General features: G+C 68.4%; 14 protein-coding genes. 10 read left to right on the top strand and 4 right to left on the bottom strand.

Annotated features, from left to right (window positions below; genetic code table 11):
* The first annotated feature begins 76 nt into the window (after positions 1-76).
* Complete coding sequence (locus tag BAU06_RS26800) at positions 77-856, top strand: GntR family transcriptional regulator (RefSeq protein ID WP_066359756.1); 780 nt, start codon at positions 77-79, stop codon at positions 854-856.
* Between the two features lie 32 nt (positions 857-888).
* On the opposite strand, the gene BAU06_RS24940 is transcribed toward BAU06_RS26800, so the two are convergent.
* A complete protein-coding gene (locus BAU06_RS24940; protein WP_066357022.1) occupies positions 889-1,842 on the bottom strand; it encodes a hydroxymethylglutaryl-CoA lyase in 954 nt (317 codons plus the stop codon).
* Between the two features lie 11 nt (positions 1,843-1,853).
* Positions 1,854-3,110 (bottom strand): CaiB/BaiF CoA transferase family protein, encoded by a 1,257-nt coding sequence (locus BAU06_RS24935; protein WP_197509382.1) that lies wholly within the window; start codon positions 3,108-3,110, stop codon positions 1,854-1,856.
* Positions 3,111-3,239: 129 nt separating this feature from the next.
* Between BAU06_RS24935 and BAU06_RS24930 the strand changes: the two genes are divergently transcribed.
* Positions 3,240-3,908 (top strand): GntR family transcriptional regulator, encoded by a 669-nt coding sequence (locus BAU06_RS24930; RefSeq protein WP_066357020.1) that lies wholly within the window; start codon positions 3,240-3,242, stop codon positions 3,906-3,908.
* 117 nt (positions 3,909-4,025) lie between these two features.
* Here the strand turns inward: BAU06_RS24930 and BAU06_RS24925 are convergent, their stop codons facing one another.
* Complete coding sequence (locus BAU06_RS24925) at positions 4,026-4,994, bottom strand: Bug family tripartite tricarboxylate transporter substrate binding protein (protein ID WP_066357018.1); 969 nt, start codon at positions 4,992-4,994, stop codon at positions 4,026-4,028.
* Between the two features lie 107 nt (positions 4,995-5,101).
* A complete protein-coding gene (locus tag BAU06_RS24920; RefSeq protein ID WP_066357015.1) occupies positions 5,102-5,992 on the bottom strand; it encodes an NAD(P)-dependent oxidoreductase in 891 nt (296 codons plus the stop codon).
* A gap of 396 nt (positions 5,993-6,388) precedes the next feature.
* On the opposite strand from BAU06_RS24920, the gene BAU06_RS24915 reads away from it, so the two are divergent.
* From BAU06_RS24915 to BAU06_RS24880, 8 genes are all read left to right on the top strand, one after another.
* Positions 6,389-7,654 carry a putative Na+/H+ antiporter gene (locus BAU06_RS24915; protein ID WP_066357013.1) on the top strand — a complete coding sequence of 422 codons (1,266 nt, stop codon included), beginning with the start codon at positions 6,389-6,391 and terminating at the stop codon, positions 7,652-7,654.
* Positions 7,655-8,334: 680 nt separating this feature from the next.
* Positions 8,335-8,685, top strand: a complete 351-nt coding sequence (locus BAU06_RS24910; RefSeq protein WP_066357010.1) for an FmdB family zinc ribbon protein — start codon at positions 8,335-8,337, stop codon at positions 8,683-8,685.
* A 14-nt stretch (positions 8,686-8,699) separates the two neighbouring features.
* Positions 8,700-9,377 carry a DUF502 domain-containing protein gene (locus BAU06_RS24905; RefSeq protein WP_066359753.1) on the top strand — a complete coding sequence of 226 codons (678 nt, stop codon included), beginning with the start codon at positions 8,700-8,702 and terminating at the stop codon, positions 9,375-9,377.
* Positions 9,378-9,462: 85 nt separating this feature from the next.
* A complete protein-coding gene (gene aspS, locus BAU06_RS24900) occupies positions 9,463-11,250 on the top strand; it encodes an aspartate--tRNA ligase (RefSeq protein WP_066357003.1) in 1,788 nt (595 codons plus the stop codon).
* A 20-nt stretch (positions 11,251-11,270) separates the two neighbouring features.
* Positions 11,271-12,131, top strand: coding sequence for an endonuclease/exonuclease/phosphatase family protein (locus BAU06_RS24895; protein ID WP_066357000.1), 861 nt, complete (start codon positions 11,271-11,273; stop codon positions 12,129-12,131).
* On the top strand, positions 12,128-13,345 hold the full coding sequence (gene clsB, locus BAU06_RS24890; RefSeq protein ID WP_066356995.1) for a cardiolipin synthase ClsB: 1,218 nt from the start codon (positions 12,128-12,130) through the stop codon (positions 13,343-13,345). The genes BAU06_RS24895 and clsB overlap by 4 nt, the downstream gene beginning before the upstream one ends.
* Positions 13,346-13,580: 235 nt before the next feature.
* Positions 13,581-15,965 carry a 3-hydroxyacyl-CoA dehydrogenase/enoyl-CoA hydratase family protein gene (locus tag BAU06_RS24885; protein ID WP_066359751.1) on the top strand — a complete coding sequence of 795 codons (2,385 nt, stop codon included), beginning with the start codon at positions 13,581-13,583 and terminating at the stop codon, positions 15,963-15,965.
* Positions 15,966-16,006: 41 nt separating this feature from the next.
* The gene (locus BAU06_RS24880) at positions 16,007-17,206 is read left to right on the top strand and encodes an acetyl-CoA C-acyltransferase (RefSeq protein WP_066356994.1); all 1,200 of its coding nucleotides are present in this window, start codon (positions 16,007-16,009) and stop codon (positions 17,204-17,206) included.
* Positions 17,207-17,281: the final 75 nt, after the last annotated feature.

Raw genomic sequence — 17,281 nt, 5'->3', positions numbered from 1 at the left:
GTACAATAAGGGCCGCTCCCGCGCCTGTCAACACCGGGCGTTTACCATCCCCCTTTTTGCCGAGCCGATGCGCGCCATGCCTTCTTCCGCCGAAGCCCTGCCCTATCCCGGCGCACTCGCCGGCGGGCGTAATCCGCTCTACGTCGCGCTGGCCAAGACGCTGGCCGGCGACATCCATGGCGGGCGCTATCCCATCGGCAGCACATTGCCCACCGAAGGCGAGCTGGCGCAGCGCTACGGTGTCAGCCGCCATACCGTACGCCAGGCGCTGCGCGAGCTCAAGGAAGAAGGCCTGCTGTGGTCCCGTCCCGGCATCGGCACCAAGGTGCGCGCGCGGCCTGAATCGCCGCGCTTCTTCAGCGGTATCCACAACATCTCCGATCTGCTGCAGTTCGTCGACGCCACGGAGATGCACGTCAAGTCGCGCCGCGAGATCGTCGCCGACGGCGCGTTCGCCGAATTGCTGCACTGCGCGCCCGGCCAGGCCTGGTCCGAGACCAACATCGTGCGCAAGGTGCCGGGCGGCGCCACGCCGCTGTGCTATCTGCAGGCCTATCTGCGGCCGGAATACGCGGGCGCCATCGGCCGCGCCCGGGTCATCAAGCGCCCCATCTATTCGCTGGTGGAGGAACGCTACGGCGTACGCATCGTCGAGGTGCTGCAGGAAATCACCGCCGCCCGCCTGACACCGGAAATGGCCCAGGCCCTGAAGGCCGAGGAAGGCCAGGCGGCGCTGCGCATCTCGCGCTACTACCTGGACAAGCAGGGCGCCATCGTGGAAGTCGGCATCGGCCATTATCCCAGCGGCCGCTACACGCAGAGCACGCGGTTCCGGGCCCATCACGCGGAAGACTAGGCGGCGGCCCGCGCCCCGCCGCCGGGCCCTGCTCATTCGGGATGTTCGTGCGGATGCTCGCGTCCCCAGCGCATGACGGCCTCGCGCGTGCTGCCGTGCATGGAATGGCTGCGCGGCGGTATATCGAGCAGGCGCGCGATGTCGCGCGCGGCCGCCAGCACGGCATCCGGGTCCAGGCCGGTGTCCAGGCCCATCAGGGCCATCATGCGCGCCATATCCTCGCTGGGGAAATTGCCCACCGCGCCCAGGCTTTCGGGCATGGCGATACCGCCGCCGATGCCGCAGATGGCGCCTTCCAGCCAGCTCGCGCCCGCGTCCAGCGCCGCCAGCATATTCGCGGTGGCCATGCCGCCCAGGTTGTGCACGTGGAAGCCCAGTTCGACATCGGGATAGCGGTCGCGCAGGCGCGCGAACAGTTCGCCGACATGGCGGGGATCCTCCAGCCCCACCGATCCTGCAAGGTACAGGCGGCGGATGCCGGCGTCGCGGAAGCGGCCGACCATGGCGGTGACGCGTTCCTGCGGGATGATCCCTTCGTAGGGGCACCAGAAGGCCATGCCGATGGCCAGTACATAGCGCAGGCCCTTCGCATCGGCGATGCGGAAGCCCTCGATCGCCTGGTCCCCGGCCTGCTCGGGCGTCATGTTCTGGTTTTTCCTCAGGTACGAAGCGCTGGCGATGGTCAGTCCCACCACTTCGTCCACCCGCGCCGCCGCCGCGCGCTCCGCGCCGCGGGCATTGGGCGCCAGCCCGCGATAGATGACGCCCGGCCGGCGCACGATGCGCTCGCACACGGCTTCGGCGTCGCGCAGGTTGGGAATGACCCGCGGATGCACGAAGCCGGTCACCTCGATGACGGGAAAGCCGGCCTGCGACAGCCGGTCCACCATGCGCACCTTGTCCTCGGTGGGCACCCATTTGCGCAGGCTTTGCAGCCCGTCGCGCGGGCCCACTTCGACGATATCGATCTGGTCGGGTAGCCGCATCGCCGTCTCCCTCATGCCCGGGCGCCTGGCCCGCCGACTATCGGGGGGCCGTCCGGAGTCGTGTCCACCTGGATGCCCGCCCGGGCCAGTTCGGCCTCGCTGTAGCCCAGGCGTTCCACCAGGATCTCGCGGTTGTGCTGCCCCAGGCGCGGTCCCGGATGGCGCACCGCGCCGGGCGTGGCCGAGAGCTTGCCGACCACGTCCTGCATGCGCAGCTCGCAGGCCAGTTCTTCGTCGTAGACGGCCCGGATGTTCCCGCGCGCGCGGATATGCGGGTCGGCCAATATCTGTGCCACATCGTTCACCGGCGACATGGTGCAGCGCCGCGCCGCGGAGCGCGCCAGCAGGTCGTCCAGGTCGAAGCGCGCGATGGCCGCCTGCAATGCGTCATCCAGCGCCTCTACATGGCGCAGGCGCTGGCGGTTGTCGGCGAAGCGCGGGTCGTGGACCAGTTCCGGTATGTCCAGGGTTTCGCAGATATTGACGAAGGCGGACTGCGCGCTGCCGCCCACCGTCACCCATTTGCCGTCGCGCGTGCGGTAGGTATTGCGCGGCGCGGTGAAGGGCAGGCGGCTGCCTTCGCGGCGCTGCACGATGCCCAGCTGGTCGAAGTTGATCACATGCGGTCCGATCAGGGTCAGCAGGGTCTCGTAGATGGCCAGGTCCACATACTGCCCGCGTCCGCTGCGGCGTTTTTCCGCCAGCGCCACCAGCGCGAGGAAGGCCGCCATCAATCCGGTGGTGGAGTCCGCCAGGCCGAAGCCCGGCAGCAGCGGCGCGCCGTCCGGATAGCCGCTGATCTGCGCATAGCCGGCATAGGCCTCGGCCAGCGTGCCGAAACCCGGCCGATCGCTATAGGGCCCCGTCTGGCCGAAGCCGGTGATCCGTATCATGATCAGGCCGGGATTGATCTGCTTGAGCGTTTCGTACCCCAGGCCCCATTTCTCCAGCGTGCCGGTGCGGTAGTTCTCGACGACGATGTCCGTATCCGCCACCAGCCGTTTCACCGCGTCCACGCCCAGCGGCGTGTGCAGGTCCAGGGTGACGGACTTCTTGTTGCGGTTGATGACCTTGTAGTAAAGGCCCACCCCGTTCTTGTTTTCGCCCCAGTAGCGCACCTCGTCGCCCTTGCCGGGACGCTCCACCTTGAGGACGTCGGCGCCGAAGTCCGCCAGGAACATCGCACTCATGGGGGCGGCCAGGAAGTTGGAGATGTCCAGCACCTTCACGCCCGCGAGGGCGCCAGCCATGTCTTGCACGCCAGCCATGGTGTCTCCTTAATGTGCGTTTGTACGTACATTAAGGGCTGGCATGCCGGCCGTCAATAGCGGCGCGGCCGGCGATACGGTTCGGGTATAGTCGGCACCTTCACGATGCCTCGAAGAGCAGACCGGAAAATGCCCAGCGCCCGCGACCTGGTGTACGGTGAATTGCGCCGCCGCCTGATGGCCGGCGCCTTCCTGCCTGGCCAACGCCTGCGCGAGGAACACATCGCCAGCGAGCTATCGGTAAGTCGCACCCCCGTGCGCAACGCCATCGAGCGCCTGGCCGCCGATGGCCTGGTCAAGCGCGATGGCCGGCGCGGCACGGTGGTGCTGGGCTGGCTGGACCGCGATATCAACGAGGCCTTCGAGCTGCGCCTGCTGCTGGAACCCTATGCCGCGCGCGCCGCCGCCGAGCGCGCGACGGCGCAGCAGATCGACCTGCTGGAACAGATCAACGAAGCCATGGCGCGCGCGGTGCAGTCGGACGACCCCGACCGGGTCGCCCAGGTGCAGCAGCACAACAACCGCTTCCACCATGCGCTGGTGGAAGCGGCGCAATCGGCGCGGGTGCGCGCGCTGGTGGACAACCTGCTGGATGTGCCGATCATCATCGGTTCGTTCTATTTCTATAGCCGCGACGACATGCTGCGCAGCGTGGCGCACCACCGCCAGCTCATCGAGGCGCTGCGCGCACGCGACCCCGCCTGCGCGGAGGCCGCGATGCGCCTGCACCTGACGGCCACGCACCTGCTGTTCCGCAAGCAGCGGGAAAGCGCCGGCAAGCGCAGCCAGGCCGTCTAGGCGCCGCCGCGGAATTGCATCCCGGCGTCGAAGCGCCGCGACGCCCGTCGATTCCGCGTACGCATCGACAAACAGCAGGAACGCTAGCGGACGGGCGGAGGTACCGCCCCAAGCGGCCTATTGCTTCGGAATACCCGCCTCCTGGACGACCTTGCCGAACACCTCGTAGTCGGCGCGGTAGCGTTGCGCCAGGTCGCCCGGCGTGCCGCCCATCACGGTGTAGCCGGCCTCTTCGAGCTTGCGCACCAGTTCGGGTTTGGCCAGGCTGCGATTGAGCGCGGCGTTCAGCGCGGCGACCACATCGTCCGGCGTCTTGCCCGGCGCCATCAGGCCCCACCAGATGGTCTGGTTGATGGACTTGAAGCCGCTTTCCGCGAAGGTGGGCACCTGCGGCAGGGCCGGCGAGCGCGCGTCGGCGACCACCGCCAGGGCGCGGACCTGGCCGCCACGGATCTGCGGCAGCAACGACGCCACGGAGCCGGTGTACAGGGCGATGCGTCCGCTCATCAGGTCGGGAAAGGCCTGTCCCCAGCCGCGGTAGGGCACGTGCATCAGCTCTATGCCCGCCGCCTTGCGCCACAGGTAGCCGATCAGGTCGCCGCTGCCGCCGATGCCGGGTATGCCCAGCGATACCTGGCCGGGCTTGGCCTTGGCCGCCTTCACCACGTCGTCCAGGGTTTTGTATGGCGAGTCGGGCAGGACGACGAACACGCTGGGCGAGGACGCCACTAGGCCCACGGGCTTGAAGTCCTTGAAGGTGTCGTAGGTCAGTTTGCTGTACAGCCAGGGGTTCAGCACGATGTTGTCGGTCTGCGCCATGACCAGCGTATGGCCGTCGGGACGGGCTCGCGCGGTGGCATCCAGGGCCAGGTTGCCGCCGGCGCCGGGCTTGTTTTCGACGACGATGTTCCAGCCCGTGTCCTGGCTGACGGCCGTGCCGACCATGCGGGTCAGGGTGTCGGTACCGCCGCCCGGCGGAAAGGGCGAGATAAAGGTGATGGGCGCGCCGCCCAGGTCGGCGGCGGCCGCGGCCGCGCCGCAAAGGGCCAGGACCGCCGCGGCGGCGATTTGCTTGAAGTCTCGCATTGTCTTCCTCGTCGTTTCTTCCAGGGATGCCGGCCTGCGTCCGCGCATGCGGATCGAGGCGGCTGTTTTTTCTATTGCCGCGCGGTGCGCGGATCGACACTGGTTTCCTATGGTTTTTCCCGCAGCGCCAGCGTGGTCAGCCATTCGAGCCGCGCGGGCACGGTGTCCGGGAGCCGCAGGGGCGCGCCGCCGTTAGCCGCCCTGGCGGCATCGAGGCCTTGGGCGGTACGGGCGAAGAGGCGCTCGACGCCATCCAGCACCAGGGGCTGCAGGCCGGCCTCTACCAGTTGTTCCCGCGCCTCCCGTACTTCGGCCATGCGGCGCGGCGCGTGCAGGACATGCGAGCGCAGGAAGGAGTCCATGAAGGTGGTCAGCGGCGTGCGGTCGATGTCCGCCAGGACTTCGTACAGGGCATCCCGCAATCCCATGCGTTCGGCGGCGACCAGGCATTCCACGGTGAGGCTTTCCATGCCCTTGGTCATGATGCTGCGCAATAGCTTCAGGCGTACGGCGTCGCCTGCCTGGCCATCGATGGCCTGGGCCGGCGCGCCGGCGTCGCGCGCGAAGGCCGCCACGGCCTGGGCACCGGTGCCCGCGCACAATAGCGGCGTGCGTTCGGCCAGCAAGGCGATGGCGCCCATGATGGCGACGTCGGCGAAGGCGATGCCGTGGCGGGCGGCCACGTCCGCGGCGGCGCGCATGTCGGTGGCGCTGGCGGTGGTGAAGTCCGCGTACAGGGCGTCATGGCGCAGGTGCGGCAGCGCCTGGCCGGCGACGGCCAGGGCCGCATGGCCGAAGACGGCGGAAACGACGAGGTCGGCACCGGTCAGCCAGGGTCCGGGGGCATCGTGCAATGCGGCGCCATGGGCGGCGGCCCGCGCCTGCATTTCCGCATCCTGGCGGAGTTCGCATATCGCGTGGATGTCGTGGCCCGCGGCGCGCCAGGCCAGGGCGTAGCAGTGGCCGACCTCGCCGCAACCTATGAGTGCAATTTTCATCTGGAGTACATAAAAAGAACAAAATGGCTTTATAACGCTGCCGGGAAGGGGGAGATTATCGGGGGTTACCCGGTGTTTGGATACATAAAGAGTACATTGTCGCCTCACCATGGCTATGGCTATGGCTATGGCTATGGCTATGGCTATGGCTATGGCTATGGCTATGGCTATGGCCAAGTCGGGCGCCCGCTGCTGCGGTGCTTACCCACCCGTGCCCGTGCCCGTGCCGGCGCCGTCGTCTATGCCATTGCCGGGGGCTTGGCGTTCGTGCAGGGTTCAACGTTGCATCAACGTCGCGACGACCGGATTCTGTATAGTCTTGAGCGCCTTTACACACAATCAGCACGACGCCGCTCCGCCGGACGTCGTAGAACGACACAAAGGGAATTCCTGTCCATGCCGACCACGATCGAACTGATCGCCACCCTGCTGTTCGCCATCGCCGTCCTGCACACGTTTTCGGTTCCCTTTTTCGCTCGCCTGGCGCACCGCAATGGGCCGCACGCCGGCGTCTGGCACCTGCTCGCCGAGGTAGAAGCCGTTTTCGGGGTGTGGGCCTTCGTCCTGATCGTCAGCATGGCCTTGCTGGCGGGCAGCGGCAAGGCGATCGAGTACATGGACACGCGGAATTTCACGGAGCCGCTGTTCGTTTTCGTGATCATGGTGGTGGCGGCCAGCCGTCCCATTCTGGAGTTCGTCGATGCGGTGGTGCGCGGCCTGGCCCGTGTGCTGCCGATCCGCAACGAGCTCAGTACGTATTTGGTCGTGCTTTCGGTGGTTCCCTTGGCCGGGTCCTTCATCACCGAGCCCGCGGCGATGACGCTGGCGGCGATCCTGTTGCGGGACGCGTATTTTCGCGTGAGCGGGCGCGCGGGGTTCAAGTACCTGACCTTGGGGGTGTTGTTCGTCAATGTTTCCATCGGCGGGGTGCTGACGTCGTACGCGGCGCCGCCGGTGCTGATGGTGGCCTCTACTTTCGGCTGGGACGCCGCGCATATGGCCACGCATTTCGGCTGGCGCGCGGCGGCGGCGGTGTTCATCAATGCCGCGGCGCTGACTTTCTTCTGCCGCGATGTGCTGCGTGGCGCGGGGAAGGGGGCCTCGGCGGACGATGGCGGCCGGCCGCGCGTGCCTGTGCCGGTGATCGCCGTGCATTTGCTTTTCCTGGTCGCGGTGGTGCTGAGCGCGCATCATCCGGCGATTTTCCTGGGTTTGCTGATGATGTTCATCGGGTTCACGGAGGCCTATAAGCGCCACCAGAATCGCCTGATGATCAAGGAGGGGCTGATGGTCGGTTTCTTCCTGGCGGGCCTGGTTGTGCTGGGTGGGTTGCAGAAATGGTGGCTGCAGGATCTGTTGGGCGGGTTGTCGCCGACGGTGCTGTTCTGGGGCGCCACCGCGCTGACCGCCATCACCGATAACGCGGCGCTGACGTACCTGGGATCGCTGGTGCAAGGCACGGATGAGACCTGGCGCTATATGCTGGTCGCGGGGGCTGTCACCGGCGGCGGGCTCACCGTCATCGCCAATGCGCCGAATCCGGCGGGCTTTGCCATCCTGAAAAACCACTTCCCGGATGGGAGTATCGCGGCGGGACGCTTGTTTCTGGCGGCGCTATTGCCGACCCTGGTCGCGGCGGGGATGTTCCTGCTGCCGGTGTAGCGGCGAGGGGGCGTTCGGGCTGCTCGGCAGGCTATCGGCTTGTGGGCTGTCCGTTGTGGGCCGTCCGTTGTGGGCCGTCCGTCGTGGGCTGTCCGCCGTGGGCCGTCCGTCGTGGGCCGTCCGTCGTGGGCCGTCCGGCGGGGTGGTCGCCTGTCGGGGCCAGCCTGATCGGCCGGTCCGGCCCCCGGGGGCCGGACACCGCTGCGCTAATCTCGTCCGGCGGGCGTTTGTCGTTCGCGTTCTTCTTCATGGCGTCCGCGCCACGCCTCCCTTCGATTCCGCTTGCTCGTCCTCAACAGGCTGACCCCGACAGGCGACCACCCCGCCGGACTCCGGCGTCTCTCAGTGACGGGGGCTGGGGCGGTCGGGGTGCTTGGGCTTCGTGGATCTGGACGGGGGTTTCGGAAGATTTTGCGGGGCTGGTGGGGCGCGGCCGCCCAGCGCGGCCGTGCCCCACTGCGGGGATGCGCTCTCGGCGGCTGGGGGAAGGCGGGCTTCCGGCCGCCTTGTCGCGGGGGCTGGCGGGATTGGCGGCGGCCTTGATGGGGGTGCAGCAAAAACCCGCTAAAATTCAAGACTTTCCCGTATTTTTGCCGGCCCCGCTCCAGCCGCGCCCTGCGTATCGCACCGGGCGCTCTCGGGCGGGTTCTTTCGTGCCGGCGGGCCAGGGAGTGGACTGAATGCCTATCTACGCCTACAAGTGCAGCAGCTGCGGCCATGCCAAGGATGTGCTGCAGAAGATCTCCGACGCGCCGCTTACCGTGTGTCCCGAATGCGGGGCCAGCACGTTCGCCAAGCAGGTTACCGCCGCCGGCTTCCAGCTGAAGGGCTCGGGCTGGTACGTCACCGATTTCCGCAACAATGGCACGGGCTCGGGCTCGGCCGGCGGTGCCAAGACGGAGTCCAAGGCCGATGGGGGCGACAGTAGCGGTAGCGCCGCCAAGTCGGCCGACGCGGCCCCGGCCGCCGCCTCGTCCACGGCCCCCGCGCCGGCCGCTGCGCCCGCGGCGCCGCCCGCCGCCGCTTCCTGACGCCCGCCATGGCGATGCGCGTTTTCAAGAAGTACTTCATCACCGGGCTCCTGATATGGGTGCCGCTGGTGATCACCGTCTGGGTGCTGGGCGTGCTGATCGCCACGCTGGAAGGCTTCGTTCCCGGTTTCCTGTCGGCCGAGTCGCTGTTCGGCGTGGATATACCGGGTTTCCGCTTTCTGCTGGTCATCCTGGTGGTGCTGCTTACCGGCGTTTTTGCCGCCAACCTGCTGGGCCGCACTTTGCTGGACCAATGGGAAAAGCTGCTGGGCCGCATTCCGCTGGTGCGCTCGATCTATAACTCGGTAAAGCAGGTCAGCGATACGGTGCTGGCGCCGAACGGCCAGGCGTTTCGCCAGGCGGTGCTGGTGCAGTATCCGCGCCAAGGGGCCTGGACCATCGCTTTCCTGACCGGCACGCCCAGCGGGGAAGTGGCCACGCACCTGCCCGGCGAGCATGTCAGCGTGTACGTGCCCACCACGCCCAACCCGACGTCCGGTTTTTTCCTGATGATGCCGCGCGCCGAAGTCATCGATCTGCACATGAGCGTGGACGCCGCCCTGAAGTACGTGGTGTCCATGGGGGTGGTGGCGCCGCCCCCGCCGATGGCGCCGGCGGCGCCCGCGCCTGCTCGTCCCGCCGAAATCCCCACCGCGCCCGGCGTGCGCCAGCGCGGGGACAACACGCCCTGACAACCGGGCGGGCGATGCCCGCCTTCGATTCATTATCGTGACGCTCCAAGGCGCCCCAACAAAGTAGAAACGGAGTCATCCCGCAATGCGTACCTGCTACACCGGCCAGGTTTGCCGTGACCACCTCGGTCAGACCGTTACCCTGTACGGCTGGGTAAACCGCCGCCGCGACCACGGCGGGGTTATCTTCATCGACCTGCGCGACCGCGCCGGTCTGGCGCAAATCGTTTTCGACCCCGATAACGCTGCTTTCGCCACCGCCGAGCGCCTGCGCAACGAGTTCTGCATCCGCGTGACCGGCCTGGTGCGCCTGCGTCCGGAAGGCACGGCCAATGCCGAGCTGGCCTCCGGCGAGGTCGAGGTGCTGTGCAAGGAAGTGGAGATCCTCAATCCTTCGGTCACGCCGCCTTTCCAGCTGGACGACGACAACCTTTCCGAGACCACGCGCCTGACGCATCGCGTGCTGGACCTGCGCCGCCCGCAGATGCAGCGCAACCTGATGCTGCGCTACCGGGTTTCCATCGAGGTGCGCAAGTTCCTGGATTCGCTGGGCTTTATCGATATCGAAACGCCCATGCTGACCAAGAGCACGCCGGAAGGCGCGCGCGATTACCTGGTGCCCTCGCGCGTGAACGCCGGCCAGTTCTTCGCGCTGCCGCAGTCGCCGCAGCTGTTCAAGCAGATGCTGATGGTGTCGGGTTTCGACCGCTATTACCAGATCACCAAGTGCTTCCGCGACGAGGACCTGCGCGCCGACCGCCAGCCGGAATTCACCCAGATCGATTGCGAGACCTCGTTCCTGAATGAAGTGGAGATCCGCGAGATCTTCGAAAGCATGATCCGCCATGTATTCAAGGTGGTGCAGAACGTCGATCTGCCGCAGCCTTTCCCCAGCATGACGTGGACGGAAGCGATGCGCCGCTACGGTTCGGACAAGCCCGACCTGCGCGTGTCGCTGGAATTCACCGACATCAGCGACATCATGCGCGACGTCGATTTCAAGGTGTTCGCGGCGGCCGCCGCGGCGCCGGGCAGCCGCGTGGTGGCCTTGCGCGTGCCGGGCGGCGGTACGCTGTCGCGCAGCGAGATCGACAGCTACACGCAGTTCGTCGGCATCTACGGCGCCAAGGGCCTGGCCTGGATCAAGGTCAACGAAGCCGCCAAGGGCCGCGAGGGCCTGCAGTCGCCCATCGTGAAGAACATCCATGATGCCGCGCTGGCCGAGCTGCTCAAGCGCACGGGCGCGCAGGATGGCGACATCATTTTCTTCGGCGCCGACAAGGAAAAGGTCGTCAACGACTCCATCGGCGCGCTGCGCGTGAAGATCGGCCACAGCGAGTTCGGCAAGCAGTCGGGCCTGTTCACGCCGGGCTGGCGCCCGCTGTGGGTGATCGACTTCCCGATGTTCGAATACGACGAAGAGGAAGGCCGCTACACCGCCGCGCACCATCCCTTCACCAGCCCCAAGGACGGCCACGAGGACTTCCTGGAAACCGATCCCAGCAAGGCCTACGCCAAGGCGTACGACATGGTGCTGAACGGCTGGGAAATCGGCGGCGGCTCGGTGCGTATCCACCGCGAGGAAGTGCAAAGCAAGGTGTTCCGCGCCTTGAAGATCGGCGCCGAGGAAGCGCGGCAGAAGTTCGGCTTCCTGCTGGACGCGCTGCAGTATGGCGCGCCTCCGCACGGCGGCATCGCCTTCGGCCTGGACCGCATCGTCACCATGATGAGCGGCGCCGAGTCGATCCGTGACGTCATCGCCTTCCCCAAGACGCAGCGTGCCCAGGATCTGCTGACCCAGGCGCCTTCGCCGGTGGACGAAAAGCAGCTGCGGGAGTTGCACATCCGCCTGCGCAATACGGAAGCCAAATAGCGATGCGGTAAGCCGGGGCCATGTCCATCCTGCGCGTCGTCAGCTACAACATCCACAAGGGGCGTTCCGCGCTGGGCGCGCGGGACTCCCTGAAGGAGCTGCGCCTGGGGCTGTACGGGCTGCGCCCCGACCTGGTCTTCCTGCAGGAAGTCCAGGGCCGCAACGAAAGCCGGGGCGTGCTGGACGCGCAGCATATGTCGCTGGCCGCCGCGCTGCACATGGACATGTGCTACGGCCGCAATGCCATACGCAGCCAGACCGACCACGGCAATGCGCTGCTGTCGCGTTATCCCATCCTCGACCACGAGAACCAGGACATCTCCGATCACCGCCTGGAGCAGCGCGGCTTGCTGCACGCCACGGTAGAGGTCGGCAATCGAGAGATCCATTGTTTCGTGGTCCACCTGGGACTGTTCGCCGGCAGCCGCACGCGGCAGATCCAGGCCCTGGTCGACCGGATCGACCGCATGGTGCCGGCGGGCGCGCCCATGCTGATCGCGGGCGATTTCAACGATTGGAACGACCGCCTGGCCCCGCTGTTCGTGCAGCGCCTGGGCGTGTACGAGGTGTTCTCGCACGCGCCGCGGCTGGTGGGCGGCGAAGGTCCGCGCCTGCGCGAAAGCATGCGCCGTCTCAGCAATGTGCTGCGCGGCGTGCCGAATAGCCTGGCCATGCTGGAACGCACCAACCAGCTGACCATGCAGGGCAATTATCGGGACGTGCCGCCGCCGCGCACCTTCCCCGCCGTGTTTCCCTGGTTCCGCCTGGATCGCATCTACCAGCGCGGCTTCGGGGTGCGTAGCGCGCGGGTGCTGCGCGGGCGCGCCTGGGCCAAGCTGTCGGATCACTCCCCCTTGCTGGCGGAGCTCGAATTGCCGTGAGGACCCGGCCGGTGCGACTGCAATGGACGGACGGCAACGCCGTCCGCCTGCTCAAGAACGGCGCGGATTTCTTTCCCGCCCTGTGCGATGCCATCGATGCCGCGCGCACGGTGGTGCACCTGGAAACCTATATCTTTACGCTGGACCGTACCGCCCAACGGGTGCTGGAAACGCTGGCGCGCGCTTGCGCGCGCGGCGTCAAGGTGCGCGTGGTCATCGATGGCTTCGGCAGCTGGGAATGGGTGGACGAGGTGCGGCGGCGGATTCTCGATTTCGGCGGCCAATGCCGCATATTCCGCCCGGAGCCGGGCTGGCCCGGCCGGCTGCTGTTTTCGCGCAGCCGGCTGCGCCGCCTGCACCGCAAGGTGGCGGTGATCGACGGCCGTGTCGCCTTCGTGGGCGGCATCAACATCGTCGACGACTATGACGATCTGGAACCGGCCGACGGGATCGAGGCCAGCCCGCGCTTCGATTTCGCCGTGGAAGTGCGCGGACCGCTGGTGGCGTATGCCGTCCATGCGCAAGACCTGCTATGGATACGCCTGAGTCCCGCCGCGCAACGTAATGGCGAGATCGCCGCCGAACGGCGGCCCTTGCGCCGGCCGGTGTTCCGTCCGCTGGAGCAGGCGCCCGGCCATCTGCGCGCGGCGCTGGTGCTGCGGGACAATCTGCGCTGGCGCCAGACCTTCGAGCGCGCCTATCTGTACGGCATCAACCGCGCCCGGCGCGAGATCCTGATCGCCAACGCCTATTTCTTTCCCGGCCTGCGGCTGCGCCGGGCGCTGAAGCGCGCGGCCGCCCGCGGCGTGCGCGTCAGGCTGTTGCTGCAGGGCAAGGTGGAGTACCGGCTGCAGTATTACGCGACGCACGTCCTGTACGCGGAACTGCTCAACGCCGGCGTCGAGATCTACGAGTACATGCCCAGCTACCTGCATGCCAAGGTGGCGGTGATCGACGACATCGCCACCGTGGGCTCTTCCAACCTGGATCCCTTCAGCCTGCTGCTGGCGCGCGAGGCCAATGTGGTGGTCGACGATGCCGCCTTCGCCCGCCAGCTGTATGACCAGCTGGAAGCGGAAATCGCCCGCGGCGGCAGGCTGGTCCGCACGGACGATCACCGTGGACGCGGCTGGATGCGGCGCCTGGCGGACAATGCCGCCTATACCGTGCTGCGGCTGGGCGTCGCGCTGACGGGCCAGTCCGCCGGGTATTGAAGAGCAGCGCGCCGGGACGGTTTGCCGGACTTCCCGCACAATCCCGATTGAAGCGCTGGACTTCGCACCGCATTCCGCGGGCTGGCGCCAACGTTCCTGCAAGGAGACAACGGCCATGCATTCCCCTGGCGAGACCTTCACCGGAAACCGGGCCGACCGGGCTGCCCCCCTGCCCGCCACTGCCGGCGCCGTGCCGGCGCGCATCCGCCGCATCGCGGTGCTGGGCGCCGGTGTCATGGGGGCGCAGATCGCGGCGCATTGCGTCAATGCCGGCATCCCCGTGGTGCTGTTCGACCTGGCGGCCGAAGGACCGGACCGCAGCGCCACCGCGCGCAAGGCGATCGCGCAGCTGCAGCGCCTGAACCCCGCGCCGCTGGCCGCGCCCGACCTGGCCGGGCACATCCGGGCGGCCAACTACGACGAGCACCTGGACACCCTGCGCGATTGCGACCTGGTCATCGAGGCCATCGCGGAACGCCTGGACTGGAAGCAGGACCTGTATCGCCGTATCGCGCCGGCGCTGGCGCCGCACGCCACGCTGGCCACGAATACGTCCGGCCTGTCCATCGATACGCTGGCGGCCACCCTGCCGGAAGACTTGCGGCCGCGCTTCTGCGGCGTGCATTTCTTCAATCCGCCGCGCTATATGCCGCTGGTGGAGCTGATCCCCGCGGCGCACACCGATGCCGGGCTGCTGGACCGCGTGGAGACCTTCCTGGTATCGGACCTGGGCAAGCGCGTGGTGCGGGCCCAGGACACGCCCAATTTCATCGGCAACCGCATCGGCGTCTTCGGCATCCTGGCCGCCATGATCGAGGCCGGGCGCCACGGCCTGGGCTACGACGTCGTCGACGAACTGACCGGCGCCCGCCTGGGCCGCGCGAAATCCGGCACCTTCCGCACCGCCGACGTGGTCGGCCTGGATACCCTGGCGCATGTCATCCGCACCATGCAGCAGGGCCTGCCCGGCGATCCTTTCCGCGACGTCTTCGCCACGCCGCCGGTACTGGCCGCGCTGCTGGAGCAGGGCGCTCTGGGCCAGAAGACCGGCGCCGGCTTCTATCGCAAGGAAGGCAAGACCATCCTGCGCCTGGATCCCGCCTCGCGCGGCTACGTGCCGGTCGACGCGCGCCTGGACGATGCCACGGCCGCCGCCCTGGCCGAACGCGACCCCGCGCGCCGCCTGCGCGCCTTGCGCGAGTCCACCCATCCGCAGGGCCGTTTCCTGTGGGCGCTGCTGCGCGACACCTTCCACTATGCCGCCGTCCACCTGGCCGACATCGCGCACACCGCGCGCGACGTGGACTGCGCCATGCGCTGGGGCTTCGGCCATGCCCAGGGGCCTTTCGAAGTCTGGCAGGCCGCCGGGTGGACCACCGTGGCGCGCTGGGTGCAAGAGGACATCGACGCCGGCCTGGCCCTGTCCACGGCGCCCTTGCCGGCCTGGGTAACGCAGGGCCTGGTGGTGCAGAACGGCGGCGTCCATACGCCCGCCGGCTCGTGGAACGCGCGGGAAGGCATGTTCCAGCCGCCGCGCGACCTGCCTGTCTACCGGCGCCAGCTGGCGCCCCCGCGCCTGGTGGGCGAGCCGCGCGAGGCCCCCGGCCATACGGTTTTCGAGAACGACACCATCCGCTTGTGGACACTGGGTGCCGCAAGCGACGGCGCCGCCGCGCACCGCGCCGGCCCATTGGAAGACATCCTGGTCGCCTCCTTCAAGACCAAGATGAACACCATCAGCCCCGCCGTCACGCGGGGCCTGCTGCAGGCCGTCGACCTGGCGGAATCGCAATACCGCGGCCTGGTCGTGTGGCAACCGCGCCAGCCGTTCTCCGCGGGCGCGGACCTGCAAGCCATGCTGCCCGCCTTCATGCAGGGCGGTCCCGCCGCCATCGAACCGCTGGAGCGCGACCTGCAGCGCGTGGCGCAGCGTTTTCGCGCCGCGCTCGTGCCCACGGTCGTCGCCCTGTCCGGCCTGGCGCTGGGCGGCGGCTGCGAAATCGCGGTGCACGCCTCGGCGCGCGTCGCGCACCTGGAGACCTACATCGGCCTGGTGGAGGTCGGCGTCGGCCTGGTGCCGGGCGCCGGCGGGCTGGCCTATTGCGCCCGCCGGGCCGCCGAGCAGCGCGCCGCGTCCGCGCCGGATGCGCCCTTGCTGCCTTACCTGCAGAAATTCGCCGAAGCCGTCGCCGGCGCCAAGGTCTCGCGCTCCGCCCTGGAAGCCCGGCAGATGGGCTACCTGCGCGAGGCCGATCCCATCGTCATGCACGAGGACGAACTGCTGTACGTCGCGGTCCGCCATGCCGCCGCGATGGCCGATGCCGGCTGGCGGCCGCCGCTGCCGGCGCCTTTCCCGGTGGCGGGCGCCGATGGCGCGGCCACGCTCACGGCGCAACTGGTCAACCTGCGCGACGGCGGTTTCATCTCCGCGTACGACTACGAGCTGGGCCGTACCGTCGCCCACGTCATATGCGGCGGCGACGTGGATCCCGGCACCCTGGTGGACGAGGAATGGATGCTGGCGCTGGAGCGGCGGGCCTTCCTGACCCTGCTGGGCAACCCGCAGACGCACGAGCGCGTCCTGGGCATGCTCAAGACCGGCAAGCCGGTGCGCAACTGACAATCGTGCCGGCCCGCGCGCCGGCCGGAGGGAGACCTGCCATGACCCGAATCCTGCAAGATGCCTATATCGTCGCGGCCACGCGCGCGCCGGTCGGCAAGGCGCCCAAGGGCGCCTTGCGCCATACGCGTCCGGACGACCTGCTGGCCGACATCCTGCGCGCCGCGCTGGCCCAGGCGCCCGCGCTGGACCCGGCCGCCATCGACGATGCCATCATCGGCTGCGCGCGCCCGGAGGGCGCGCAGGGGCTGAACGTCGCACGCATGGCGGTGCTGCTTGCCGGCCTGCCCGATCGCGTGCCGGGCATTACCATCAACCGCTTCTGCGCCTCCGGCCTGAGCGCCATCGCCATGGCCGCCGACCGCATCCGCGTGGGCGAGGCGGATGTCGTCATCGCCGGCGGCACCGAATCCCTGAGCCAGGTGCCCATGATGGGCCATGCCCCGTCGTTCTCGCCACGCGTATTCGCCAACCAGGAAGACATCGGCATCGCCTATGGCATGGGCCTTACCGCCGAACGCGTGGCGGAACAATGGAAAGTCACGCGCGAGGCGCAGGACGCCTTTGCCTTGCGCTCGCACCAGCGCGCCATCGCCGCGCAGGACGCCGGCGAGTTCGACCAGGAGATCACGCCGGTCGCCGTCGTGGCCCGCCAGGCCGACCTGCAATCGCGCGACATCGACATCGTGCGGCGCGACTTCATGCGCGATGAAGGGCCGCGCCGCGATACCTCCATGCAGGCGCTGGCGGGCCTGAAGCCCGTGTTCGCGGCGCGCGGCAGCGTCACCGCAGGCAACAGCTCGCAGATCTCCGACGGCGCCGGCGCGCTCATCCTGGCGTCGGAGCGCGCCGTGCGCGACCACGGGCTGACGCCGCTGGCGCGCTTCGTGTCCTTCGCCGTCCGGGGCGTCGCGCCCGAACTGATGGGCATCGGCCCGAAGGAAGCCATTCCCGCCGCGCTGCGGCAGGCGGGGCTCCAGCAGCAGGACATGGATTGGATCGAGCTGAACGAGGCCTTCGCCGCGCAAGCGCTGGCCGTCATCGGCGACCTTGGCCTGGACCCGGACAAAGTGAATCCGCTGGGCGGCGCCATCGCGCTAGGGCATCCCCTGGGGGCGACCGGAGCCATCCGCGCGGCGACGGTCGTGCACGGCCTGCGGCGGCGCCAGGGGAAATACGGAATGGTGACGATGTGCGTCGGCACGGGGATGGGCGCAGCGGGCATATTCGAGCGGGTGTAGGCGAGCCCCGCTCGGCGTCCCGCGCGACGGCGCCGAAGCGGCATGACGCGGCGCGTGCCATGCCAGTCCCGCGCT

This window comes from Bordetella bronchialis, from assembly GCF_001676705.1.
Lineage (GTDB): Bacteria > Pseudomonadota > Gammaproteobacteria > Burkholderiales > Burkholderiaceae_B > Bordetella_C > Bordetella_C bronchialis.
The sequence above is the reverse complement of the archived record's forward strand: the minus strand, read 5'-3'. Positions and strand labels throughout refer to the sequence as shown.